Origin of the sequence: Blautia sp. aa_0143 (genome assembly GCF_004167315.1) — a bacterium.
Lineage (GTDB): Bacteria > Bacillota > Clostridia > Lachnospirales > Lachnospiraceae > Blautia_A > Blautia_A fusiformis.
This window is the reverse complement of sequence record NZ_RCXU01000049.1, coordinates 1-12,412: the sequence shown is the minus strand read 5'-3', so window position 1 is coordinate 12,412 and position 12,412 is coordinate 1. Positions and strand designations below refer to the sequence as shown.

Genomic DNA, 12,412 nt, shown 5'->3' with positions numbered 1-12,412 from the left:
GGCTTATTTTCAAGGTTTTTAACAATTGATATGCAATGGATTTTTGTTTAGTTGTACCTACAATTGGAAGTTAACAATATTGCTGCCTCTGCCAATGTAAGCCCTGCTTATTTAAGTGCTCTTTTCAAAAAAAATCAGGGAATCAGTCTCAGTGACTTTATCACATCTCAGCGAATTTCCGCAGCCGCCCGTTACCTGACTACGACTACTATGAGTCTGAAGGAGATCAGCCTGAAATGTGGTTATGCCAATCAATATTATTTCAGCACCAGCTTCAAAAAGAAAATGGGGATCACACCTTCCGCCTATCGGGAACAGCATACATAACTTCTTCTCTTCTTTATAACAAAGTTACTGACACAAATGCCAGTGCCCTTCTCCGGAATTTTACTTATAATCAATCAATAAAGAGAACCATCATATTTTTTCGAAGGAGGGATCGCTATGAAAAAATGGAAAAAAATCCTGATATCTCTGATAACAGTCTTTGTACTGGCCATTCTTCCGTCAGAATCGGCAATTCTGCCTGGCACAGTCTGTGTTACAGAGGCCGCTCCCAGGATCAGTTCTTCCAGGCTAAGGCAGATCCTGACACAAAAAGATGCTTCCGAGCTTGCCAACGACACTCTGGATATGGCTGTTCCATATTGGACTGATCTTCTCAAGGGCTCCGGCATCACCCTGCGCTTCCTGGGCTTTTCAACTACAAAATAAGCTTTTCCTAAAAACAGATCGAGCATACCCGGCAACACCCCTGGCTATTACAGCCAGGGGTGTTGTACTGTCAGCTGCTTCGCAGCCTATTCCGTTAATTCTTCCAAATTCTTTTTTAATTCGAGCATCTTGTCTCTCAGCTCAGCAGCCTGCTCGAAATTCAGGTCTGCTGCCGCAGCACGCATCTGCTTCTCTACCTGAGCGATCACCTTCGTCAGTTCTTTTCGGTTCATGGATTCCGGATCCTTTTTAAGCTTCACTTCTGTCTCTGCCACCTTCTTCGAAACAGCGATCAGATCACGGACCGCCTTCTTGATCGTGGTCGGAGTGATGCCATGCTCCCTGTTGTAAGCCTCCTGTATCGCTCTCCTTCTTTCTGTCTCCGAGATTGCTTTTTCCATAGATTCTGTCATGTTATCCGCATACATGATCACATGGCCTTCGCTGTTACGGGCAGCACGGCCGATAGTCTGTACCAGGGATGTTTCCGAACGGAGGAAGCCCTCTTTATCTGCATCCAGGATCGCTACCAGCGTGATCTCCGGAATATCCAGTCCTTCTCGCAGAAGGTTGATCCCGACTAGTACATCAAACACATCCAGGCGCATATCGCGGATGATTTCCGCACGTTCCAGAGTGTCAATGTCTGAATGAAGGTATCGGACACGGATTCCCAGATCCTTCATATAATCGGTAAGGTCCTCTGCCATACGTTTGGTCAGGGTCGTGATCAGGACTTTGTTTTTCTTTTCAATTTCCTTATTTACTTCTGCTACAAGATCATCGATCTGTCCTTCGATCGGACGCACCTCCACCTTCGGATCAAGAAGCCCTGTAGGACGGATGATCTGCTCTGCGCGGAGAAGCTCATGGTCATATTCATATTCTCCCGGTGTCGCAGATACAAACATTACCTGGTCAAGCTTGTTCTCGAATTCATCAAAGCTCAATGGACGGTTATCCTTAGCAGACGGAAGTCGGAAGCCGTAATCCACCAGTGTCTGTTTACGGCTCTGATCACCGGCATACATACCGCCAACCTGGGGAACTGTCTTATGGGACTCATCTATAATAAGTAAAAAATCATCTCCGAAGTAATCCATCAGTGTATACGGTGGCTGCCCCGGTGCAAGCCCTGTCAGGTGCCTGGAGTAGTTCTCGATCCCGGAGCAGAATCCCGTTTCCTTCATCATTTCCACATCAAAGTTGGTACGCTCCGCAATTCTCTGAGCCTCGATCAGCTTATCCTCACTTTTAAAGTATTCCACCTGCTGCTTCATCTCTTCCAAAATGGCATCTGCTGCACGACGGATCTGCTCCTGAGGCACAACGTAATGAGATGCAGGGAAAATCGCTGCATGGCTTTCCACACTTTTAATCTCTCCGGTAAGCACATCGATATCTGTGATACGCTCGATCTCATCTCCGAAAAACTCCACCCGTACTGCCCGGTCTGTAGAATTCGCCGGAAAGATCTCCAGCACATCGCCACGCACCCGGAATGTTCCTCGGTGGAAATCCATCTCATTTCTTGTGTACTGGATATCGATCAGCTGTTTGATAACCTCATCACGGTCCTTCTCCATCCCCGGCCGAAGTGAGATCATCATATCAAAAAATTCCTGCGGCGCACCCAGGCCATAAATACAGGATACCGATGAAACTACGATCACGTCTTTCCGCTCACATAAGGCCGCTGTGGCAGAAAGGCGGAGTTTATCGATCTCGTCGTTGGTGGATGCATCCTTGGCGATGTAGGTGTCTGTGGAAGGAACGTAAGCCTCCGGCTGGTAGTAGTCGTAGTAGGAGACAAAATATTCTACTGCGTTCTCAGGAAAAAATTCTTTCATCTCGCCGTAAAGCTGGGCCGCCAGTGTTTTATTGTGGGCAAGTACCAGAGTTGGTTTATTTAACCGGGCGATAACGTTCGCCATGGTGAAGGTCTTACCGGAACCGGTAACACCAAGCAAAGTCTCGAACTGGTTGCCTTCTTTAAAACCCTTGACCAGTTTTTCGATAGCCTGAGGCTGGTCTCCTGTGGGTTGGTATTCGGAGTGTAATTTGAAATGATCCATACGGTTCTCCTCATTTTAAGCAAATTTCTCTTATCAAAAATTGAATCATAACTCTTTTAATATAGTTGTAGTTTCAGTATATCGTCCTATATAGCTTGGTTAATATGGGAGCTACAAATTTCCAATTAACAGTTTGCTCTATTCCATATAACTTTTTCACTATTATCTAATTGAATAAATAATGTGTTATAAAAATTAGGATCTAATTTTCTTTTCATAATTTGATATACTTTTTCCTCATGTGTAGACATAATAATCTGGCAATCCTGTTTTTCTAAAATGCAACGAACCATATCTGTAAATCCCAAAATATTCATATCATCGAAATGTCCTATTGGGTCATCAATACAAATTGTTTTTACAGGTAAATTATTAGTTGATAACGCTCTTCCAAAAAAAGAACTAAATGCAACTGTATTAAGTTGTGCTGTACTAAAATAGGTTTCCGGTCTATAAACTTCTTTACTAGATTCTTCTCCCTCACATACTTCGATAAATAATTGTGGCTCATCTTTTTCATTAAAATTCAAATGATATGTAACATTTTTCATAATTTCATGTGGGTCAATTTTTTGATATATTTCATTCATAATTGTCTGGCTAAAATAATCTTTCAATTTCATTTCCAAGGTATTTTTTTCAATTTCATAACTTTTCTTTACTTTCCGAATTTGTAATACTTTATTTTCCAAATTTTTATTTTGGTTTTCTATCTTCTTACATATTGCCGTATATTTTTCGAAATATGTTCTTGCACCGTTTTCTTCCCTCATTTCATATAACAATTCCAATTGTGCTTCATAATTCTTTTTTTCCTTTTCCCATGTATTTATACTTTTCTCCATTCCTTCTGGAGAAAAGTTTTCAAAAATACATGCTTGTTTTTTTAGTTCTTGTAAATTTGCAATCTCTGTATCACATTCAGATACTTTTTGCTTTATATCCATTTCATCTATTTGTCCACATTCTTTATATTTCATCAAATCATTTCGTTTCTTTTTCTCTTCAGTTCTTAATAATTCGATGCTCGTTTTCAAAGAATTTCTTTCAAATCCCACATCAAACTCATCAGGTTTCTCCATCAAGAATAGAATCATTGAATATAATTTACTATTGTCTATAATACTTTCTTTTTGCTTGCTTTTAATCTCAACATGTGCCTTATTGTTCTGTCTTATTGTATGTAATTCTTCTATCTTCTTTTTCAACTCATCCTTTTGTAATTGCAATTTTCGGCATTCTACTTTTTTGTTTTCTAACCACATCTCCCATTCTTCCATTGAATACTCATTTAAAATAATATCTTGGTTTTCCAACCATTCTTCATTTAATTGTATTTTCTTTCTCAAACTATCTATTTCTATCTCCAAATTTCCCAACTGAATCTCTTTATTATTTTTTTCACGTTCATATATAATTAGCTGATCTAGCCGCTTTACTTGTTCATTTTCCTTTTTTGAGAAAAACATATTATAAAATTTTTCATACTCAATATCTAACTCATTTATGTGATTAATTATCAGCTGTCTTTTTTCTCGATTTTCTTTTTCAGTTGTTTTTCCAACTCGATTCACTCTTTCAAATAATTCTTCCCAGTTCGCAAAAGGTTCTTTGCATAATGGACAGCTTGTCTGTTCTCTATGATTTAACAAAAACTCGCTTCCAAGTTCACATATTTTCTTAGTTTCTTCAGCAATCTTATTTTCCTGATTTTGAATTTCTTCTCTTACTTCTAATTCCTTTTTCAACTCCCTCCAACAGTTCTCATACGTCTTCAATTGCATTTGTTCTTCATTAGATAAAAAACTCTCTACTTCCGCCCATTTTATTATAGATAATTCAGAAATATTTCTAGGAATTTTAATTGTATCTATTCGTTCCGATTCTTTCTTTTTTAATTTTATCAATTCATCAAATTTATTTATAGCTTCCTTAATTCTTCGAATATCCTGTTTTTTGATTAATATATTCTTTTTTTCTTTTGAAATGGTCTCAATTTTTTCCTCAATTGAAATCAGCATTTCTTTTGAATCAATAATCTTTTGAATTTCAGTAGTTTTCTTTATTAAATCATTAAAAGCTTTTTCCGACTTTTTATTTTCCAGTTCAAAATATTTCTCTGTTTTTTCAATTCCTGCTATCTCTTTGTTTAACTCTAAATATCTATTTTTTTCATCCTCCACTCTTTCTATACCTAACTCATAAATTGTATCCAATGGATCTTTCTTTTTCTTTAATTGATCGAATTTTTCTTCTATTGTTTTTATATCTTTTTCAATATTTACGAATTTTCTGTATTTATCTTTCTGTTCTATAAATTTTTGCTTTTTATCTTCTACATTCTTTAATTCAAATTCTAAGCTTTCAGCATCTCTAATTTTACCATTTCTGATGTTTTTTCCTTGTTCTAATTTTAAATCATACGAAGTCAACACCTCACCCTTAATATATCGTATTCTTTTTGCTATTTTATTAAGTAGATTATTGTATATTTCTAAACTACTCTTTGTTTCATTAAAAAACAGACTATCTTCCGATTTTGCCAATGCATTATATTCTTCACATAATTTACCCAGCTGAATAACTGCTACTTTTGACTTTTCTATTTTAGTCAACTCTTTTTTCAGTTCTTTTATTTCTTTTTCTATTTTCTCCAAAGATATTTCTTTATCTCTTAATGCTTTATATGATTCTATAAAATTTTCACGTTCTGCCTCCAACTCTGGTGCACTTTTCATCCACTCTTTGTACCTTTCTGTTGGAGTATATGCTGAAATAAACGTATCAATTTTATCATGCGGAAGTATTATTCGATTCCATTTTTCTTTATCCATAGTCGAACCAATAATATTTAATCCACTATTTTTTCCTAATTGATTTAATCTACTGTCATTTTTTCCGTCTTTAATTGATGCTACATTGCGTTTAATAATGCGTCCGTCTTCTAATTCAATCTGAGAATATGCAGGCTTATCTGCACAATTTTTATTATGATATATAGCCCCTTTTAAAGGTTGATCTTTATTACTTTTTATCAAATCCACAATCCGCTCAACTTCTCCTTTAAACGCATATTCCAGACCATCAAATAAGCTTGTTTTTCCATAACCATTTGGGGCATATATCAATGTAAAAGCAGATGGTTTTTTATTTTTTCCGGTTAAATCAATTTTCAAATTACCTTCATATCTTCGAAAATTCTGAAGCTCAATTCGATTTATTTTAAATGTCTCACCTACCGTTTTCTCTATTTCAAGAGAAAAAATCCTCGCGTCAACCCTTTCCAAATATTCTTTCTCATTCATTAACTTTTCTTCAAAAATGTATTTTTTTGCACAGAAAGAATTTCCCTGAATCCTGCTTTTATTATCACTTCCAATAGACTCATTTACAAACAAACAGAAATAAAAATTACTTTTTTCAATTATTATCTCACTCCTTTTTTGTACACGAAATGCTATCATATAATTAATTTTTTCCCAGTTGCTTATCAATTGCTCCTTATCCTTAAATATACAGATAAACACATTCGCATCGTATTCTTCAATTGCAGCTGGACCATATCCCATTTTTCTTTTATAGTAATAAAAACTCTCACACAATTCTTTAAAATCCAGATTATTTATATCTTGCCTTTTCCATTTGTCCATATTCTATATCTCCCACAATTCTTCCAAAAAGCTGTTCCATTTTGTCTTCATTTTTTCAATTGTATCCTTCGTTAATACATCCATCAATCTGCCGCTTCCAAATGCTGCAATATTACAGTTTTCCATTACACCTTTTATGATATCAAATTCAGCATTCTTCTGATCTTCACCTAAAATATTTTCTGTCAACTCACTTAACTCTTCTATACAGGTAGAGTCATCCGCTATATCTGTCATAATGCTACGGCAATCTGCTCTGGGAATTATAGTCATATGATTATCATGTCCTTTAGGACTATTAACCAAAAGAATCATATTGTTCCGATACTCTCCGTCCTTTGCAAATTGTCTATCTTCAATCATCTTCCCCAAAATATATTCCGCTTTATATTCCGTACACAAAAACTTCAAAACAACATCCTTACCACCACACCTGGACGGCAATTGCATTATTGGATTAATCAGCTCTTCACATGCTACTTCTTGAATTTCTTTCATTACAACAAGTTCTTTCAATTTGCCTTTCCAGAACTCATCACATAATTTTCTTTCACCTGCACATAAAAATACACTTCTAGTCTGCACTTCAAAATCTTTTGGACTAATCCCTTGATTTTTAATTAATTTATATGTTGCTCCATTCCAAATACGTTTACTATTCTTTTTGTACTCTGAAAATTCATCAGCCACAAGTTTTCCATACGGTTCAAATGACTCCGGACATTCTATTTCAATATTATTTTCCTTCATTAGTTCTGTTATTTTTCCAGCATCTGTAGCCCACATCGTATAGCCTGCTGTTTTATCGCCTCGTGAACATGACACTAGTCCCCTATAACAAATCCCATCTGTTTCAAGCGAAAATAAACCGGTTCCTGAATATCCCTCCATTATGCTGTCTCTCTCGATATCACTCCCTGTATGCACATCATATTTGATTGCTAGTCTTCCGACATTTTGGGATTCTATTGTACCAGTAAGGCATTCAATTCCAGCAAATAAATCTGCTAGACTTCTGTCCTTCTCTTCATCAAGTGACAGCGGAAATCCATATCCCTTAATCTCAACCCCGCTATTCCCTGAAGCCAAACGAAAACCTGTCATATCATCCATCCAACTCTCCCATGGAATGTCTATTAAAGCTAGATCATTAAAAAATTCCTTTTTCCTCTTATTTTTATTATATTCTGAATAAATGCATATACATTTCGTATCATCTACAATAATACAATGGATATCATCTTTTTTATCTTTGCATGTCAGACAAATTTTTAATTCTTGTTTTTTTATTTTTCCCATCAATGAATATACAACATGCGCTGCCGTAAGAACACACACTTTTTTTCTTTTTGATACAAGAAATAATGTTCCCGAACCATATAATTCTTTATCTCCTGCATTTCCTATACGTACCGCATATTGTTGTATTTGCTCAAGAAACTCTCTATTTTCCATATAATATCAATCCATCCTTCACACTTGTTCCTTCTCCGCCAAGCAAATTTATCTTTAAAACACCCGTATCTATATACAACTGCCTATCCTTCTGGGTAAAATATTTATTGTGATATTGACTTTCCCACCAATCATAATTACAATAAAGCACTATTTTTGGTTTATTTTCCTCTTGACAATTTCTAAGTAATTTTGCAATTACAACCTTAGAAGGTACCTTTTTCTCATGACCATTTGTACTTAATAAGTAATTAACTGTAGGCAACTTTTTGAGCAGTTTTAAATTCGTATTCGCTATACTTCCGTGATGCGAAAGCTTAACAAAATCAACAGGATAAACGTCCTTTATATCAAATTCTTTCATTCCTTCCATACATATAGATGGCTTTGCGTCTCCCAGAAATGCTCCTTTTATATTCTGATATTCAAATAAAAGTGCTATTGAAGAAGCATTATTCACAGAACTATCTATTCCTGATTTATCTCTCATTAAATCGGCTAAGTTCTGCTTAACTTTCTCTAAATTAGGTGAATAACCAACCGATAGTTGTTTTTTTTCATATGATTCCCATTTGTCTAACAATTTTTCTAATTGTTTTTCACCAGGACTTATAACTTTAAGCAACGCACCATTTTCCAAGTTGATAATCTCACCAGCTATTGTTCTTTCAACAATGCGATCGTATATTCCCTTTTCCTTTAATATCTTACAAAATTCAATTCCTTCTTTAACCCCATATTCTCCAGAATTTTTTGATACTAGAATTTCTTTATGTATTTTTTTAGATGCATTAAAAATAATCTTTTTAACCGTTCTTTGAAGAATTCCAGCATCAACTTTGGCAATCCCCTCACATGCACCAGCAATATGGTCGCAGTCTATATGCGTGAGAATGATTGCTTCTATCGATTCGCCTTTTGCTGAAATAGATCTTACTACATCTGCGTATCTTTCTCTACAGTCTTTAACACCACCATCAATTAATAGATGATGCTCCTTTTCCATATCTCCGTAACTTAACCAAATAAAATCCCCCTCCTGTGCCTTCATCATGTGTATCTTTACCATAACTCCCACCTTTTTATTAAATACCTGTTTATACACAAAAAGCCAAAGCCCCCTGCTTTACAAGGAAACTTTGCCTTTCAATCACCTATAATTCCTGTCGTATTCAATACTTTTTGATAATTTTATTTTTTCGTTTGTTCTGTACTTTTTTATTACTTCATGCATCTTCCTAAATTTTAATATAGTAGCCATCTTCTGGTTTTAATACACATCCAAGTTTTTCTTCCCTTTTACAATTCCGCATCTGGATCAAAGTCTTCTGGTAAATATTTTGAATTTTCTTTAATCAATTCTACCAGTTCTTTGAATGCTGTTATCTTTTCAACTTCATTCATCTGTACTTTCCTTTTGCTGTTCAAGCTGTTCCAGACAATATTTTTCTGCCAGAATTATAAATTCATCTGCAACTGAAATCTGCCGTTCTGATTCTTCTTTACTTGCAATATAAAAATCATCATAATCGCTGGCATGGCGAATCTCTTCTGCCTGTCCGATTTTCCTTCCCATTTCTCTTGGAAACACTGATGTTTTCACATAATCCTTATTGAAGTTTGCCACAGCATCCTTATGCCTTTTATATGCTTTACCGCTTACAGCATGTACTGCATTAATTGCATGAAAAATAGAATAGTATGCCCTGTTATTGGCTCCTTTATAATCTTCAATAGAAAATAATGCTCTTGCTGATTTCAGATCATTTCGGGCTGTTTCCAGACGATATAACACCAGATCCCGTCTAGTACCGATTTCCTGATTATGCTGCTCCATACAAAACTACCCCTTCTTTATGAATATTGGAATAAAATGGATAGTTCACAATCCACTTGTTAAAATGTGCTTCACTTTTTGCAATAGGCTTAATATCCGTGTCATGATCCATATTAAAGTCATAGGTCATGTACGAGAGCTGTTGTGCATATGCCTTTAATTCCAGATCTGACATATCTACCAGAATCATAATGTCCACATCAGAATCCGGACGGAAGTCACCCCTTGCATAAGAACCATAAAGAATTATCTGGCGTATATGGGAACCATAGATCTTCTTGATCTCTTCTACATACTGTTCGATTAAATCCTGCATCATCTTTGGCATATATCATCACCTCATTTTCTGCTGATCATTCTATACTCTACTTACTTCTTAATTTTATTATAACCAGTTTACCCTCGTTTCTCAATCAATATTTTCCATGTATCAATTTTACTACTTTCTTCGACGAATTTTGTTCACCGTTATAGTGAATCCATCTTGTCCATTTGTTTTTAATCTATCAGTTATTGTGCTTTATATGGTATTATTTCATCTTATTTATTCAATATATAGTATACGAATTAATATCAAGATACTAGGATACAAAATATTCTACTGCGTTCTCAGGGAAGAATTCCTTCATCTCTCCGTATAACTGAGCCGCTAACGTCTTATTATGAGTGATGACAAGTGTCGGCTTCTGTAATTGCTGAATCACATTTGCCATCGTAAAAGTTTTTCCAGAACCCGTAACCCCTAGTAAAGTCTGAAATTGATTGCCTTCCTTGAACCCTTTCACAAGCTCTGTAATCGCCTGTGGCTGGTCTCCGGTTGGCTTATATGGGGCTTTTAATTTAAAAGCATGTCCGCCCTGTGGGCTGCTTTTATGAGCAAGTAGCTGACTATTGTCAGCGGATTGCGAATGTCCTTTTTCTGCATTCATGGTAAATCCCTCCATTCACGCTTATTGAACTACTAATGTTCAATAAGTTGTGACTTTTACTATGATCATTATCAGCCAAAAATTCGTATCCAGATTCGTAACGAAAAGCTTATTTTATGGTGAATAGATGTCCTTTTCACCTCGTTACGAATAAAAGTCACAAAACTAATATTTGCGGATAAAACAGCACTCGGAAATACCTGAAAATACTAACCTCCGGTCCTGTCATATTTTTACTGTCTGTTCTTGTAACAGTCCCTATTATATCAAATAAATTTTTGAAAGTATATAGATTAACGCAAGAAAAAAGCACAAATGTTCGATTCTTATTTGTACTTTTTTCAATCACTACTATTCTATTTTTTATCATGCCGCGTTGAAATATTCCTCCAGGATTAAGTCTATTTCAATCACTTTCGATACTTCACTCAATATGATAAGTTTGCGTAAACGCAAAGAAACAGCGACTTTGAAAAGTCAAAGCCGCCGTTTTATACGGGCGTGTCAAATGACTGCTGTACGACGGCTTTTTTCTTTTGCCGTCGTACGGCAGATAATCATTTCTTATTTTTAATTGAAAAAGAATTTTTATAATATCGCTTATTTTTATATTTGAAAAGTTATCCCGCTTTTGCTTACCATATTATTTCCTTAAATTAACCTTCATGTAACGCCCAATATTACGCAAATTCATCGAGTCCTCTACAAACTGAAGTTCATCCCAATATGCAGACCTTTGATTATACACGCCTATAAATTATTGGTTCATCATATCCAAAAGTTCTCTTTCCATTAACTTCCATGCTTTCCGATACTTCCAGAAAATTGTTGGAAAACTTTTCCCAAAGTTTGAATGTCATTACCGGAGAGAACTGGCTTGTGCTGCCTCCCTCCCAAATTCCGTCCTTTTCATGATAAAGTGCCGGATTAAATTTTTCAGATTTTTCTAGTTTAGAGTAATCAACATTCTTCATAGAATCATATGAAAATGTATTTTTATCTTCTCCTTTTGGAATTTTATAAGAAGAAAGTAAAATTCCCTGTTCTATTTCCGTGATAAGAAAAAGATGTGGAGATGCATGACGTTTTCCATTAATTTCATAATAACTCTCTTCAACAACAAATTTTCCTTTGAAATCTTCAGGAAGGTTATTTATTTTGTCATTACAGATTGTATTTACATGTTCCGCATATGGATATGTTTTCCCTTCTGCCTGCATCTTATTAAATTGATCCTTATTATCAAAATGTCCTGTCATCATTCCTACAAAATTATCAAGTTTCATCATATACTTTACCTCCTGGTATTTGCCTAATCACACTATTCCTCTTTTGCTTTTGCCATACTGGCGATATCTCCCACTCCATTCAATACCATTGTCGGAAGATAAGCATAAGTTTTGAGTGTATCCTTCGTTGAACATCCAGAGAGAACCAATACAGTAGACATACCACTTTCCTACGATCCCCAACCATTACAGCTTCTGCTGAATGACATCCAAGCATATTCAATCCTGTTCTCATCATCAGTGGATTCGGTTTCCCACAGAAATATGCCTGTGTACCTGTTGCCATTTCTATAGGTGCAATCAATGCACGACAAGCAGGAGCAATGCCGTTCTCAATCGGTCCGGAAACATCTGAGTTTGCTCCGATCAGCTTTGCACCTTTCAGAAGTGAACTACTCGGCAACTGAGTTACCAGAGCATCTGAATTAAGGCGGGATACCGCCTTTTCAGGGTGCGTCCATGA

Annotated in this window: 9 protein-coding genes and 2 pseudogenes; 2 read left to right on the top strand and 9 right to left on the bottom strand. The window is 35.7% G+C overall.

Annotated elements, in window-relative coordinates; translation table 11 throughout:
- Positions 1-63 precede the first annotated feature (63 nt).
- Both EAI83_RS16345 and EAI83_RS16340 read left to right on the top strand, forming a co-directional pair.
- The gene (locus EAI83_RS16345) at positions 64-327 is read left to right on the top strand and encodes a helix-turn-helix domain-containing protein (RefSeq protein ID WP_243113536.1); all 264 of its coding nucleotides are present in this window, start codon (positions 64-66) and stop codon (positions 325-327) included.
- A 117-nt stretch (positions 328-444) separates the two neighbouring features.
- Positions 445-714, top strand: coding sequence for a hypothetical protein (locus EAI83_RS16340; RefSeq protein ID WP_129976182.1), 270 nt, complete (start codon positions 445-447; stop codon positions 712-714).
- A gap of 86 nt (positions 715-800) precedes the next feature.
- Here EAI83_RS16340 and uvrB read toward each other — a convergent pair whose 3' ends face one another.
- The 9 genes and pseudogenes from uvrB to EAI83_RS16290 all read right to left on the bottom strand — a co-directional run.
- Positions 801-2,789 carry an excinuclease ABC subunit UvrB gene (gene uvrB, locus EAI83_RS16335; RefSeq protein ID WP_129976180.1) on the bottom strand — a complete coding sequence of 663 codons (1,989 nt, stop codon included), beginning with the start codon at positions 2,787-2,789 and terminating at the stop codon, positions 801-803.
- A gap of 125 nt (positions 2,790-2,914) precedes the next feature.
- The gene (locus EAI83_RS16330) at positions 2,915-6,439 is read right to left on the bottom strand and encodes an AAA family ATPase (RefSeq protein WP_129976178.1); all 3,525 of its coding nucleotides are present in this window, start codon (positions 6,437-6,439) and stop codon (positions 2,915-2,917) included.
- A 3-nt stretch (positions 6,440-6,442) separates the two neighbouring features.
- The gene (locus tag EAI83_RS16325) at positions 6,443-7,894 is read right to left on the bottom strand and encodes a hypothetical protein (RefSeq protein WP_129976176.1); all 1,452 of its coding nucleotides are present in this window, start codon (positions 7,892-7,894) and stop codon (positions 6,443-6,445) included.
- Positions 7,884-8,999 (bottom strand): MBL fold metallo-hydrolase, encoded by a 1,116-nt coding sequence (locus EAI83_RS16320; protein ID WP_129976174.1) that lies wholly within the window; start codon positions 8,997-8,999, stop codon positions 7,884-7,886. Before EAI83_RS16320 ends, EAI83_RS16325 begins: the two co-directional genes overlap by 11 nt.
- Positions 9,000-9,290: 291 nt before the next feature.
- Complete coding sequence (locus EAI83_RS16315) at positions 9,291-9,731, bottom strand: HEPN domain-containing protein (RefSeq protein WP_129976172.1); 441 nt, start codon at positions 9,729-9,731, stop codon at positions 9,291-9,293.
- Positions 9,718-10,059, bottom strand: coding sequence for a nucleotidyltransferase domain-containing protein (locus EAI83_RS16310; RefSeq protein ID WP_129976170.1), 342 nt, complete (start codon positions 10,057-10,059; stop codon positions 9,718-9,720). Before EAI83_RS16310 ends, EAI83_RS16315 begins: the two co-directional genes overlap by 14 nt.
- A 256-nt stretch (positions 10,060-10,315) precedes the next feature.
- Positions 10,316-10,675 (bottom strand): annotated as a pseudogene (locus EAI83_RS16305) (DEAD/DEAH box helicase family protein); the annotation flags it as partial.
- A 725-nt stretch (positions 10,676-11,400) separates the two neighbouring features.
- The gene (locus tag EAI83_RS16295; RefSeq protein ID WP_129976164.1) at positions 11,401-11,949 is read right to left on the bottom strand and encodes a hypothetical protein; all 549 of its coding nucleotides are present in this window, start codon (positions 11,947-11,949) and stop codon (positions 11,401-11,403) included.
- 32 nt (positions 11,950-11,981) lie between these two features.
- Positions 11,982-12,337: pseudogene (locus tag EAI83_RS16290) on the bottom strand (HAD hydrolase-like protein); the annotation flags it as partial.
- Between the last annotated feature and the right edge of the window lie 75 nt (positions 12,338-12,412).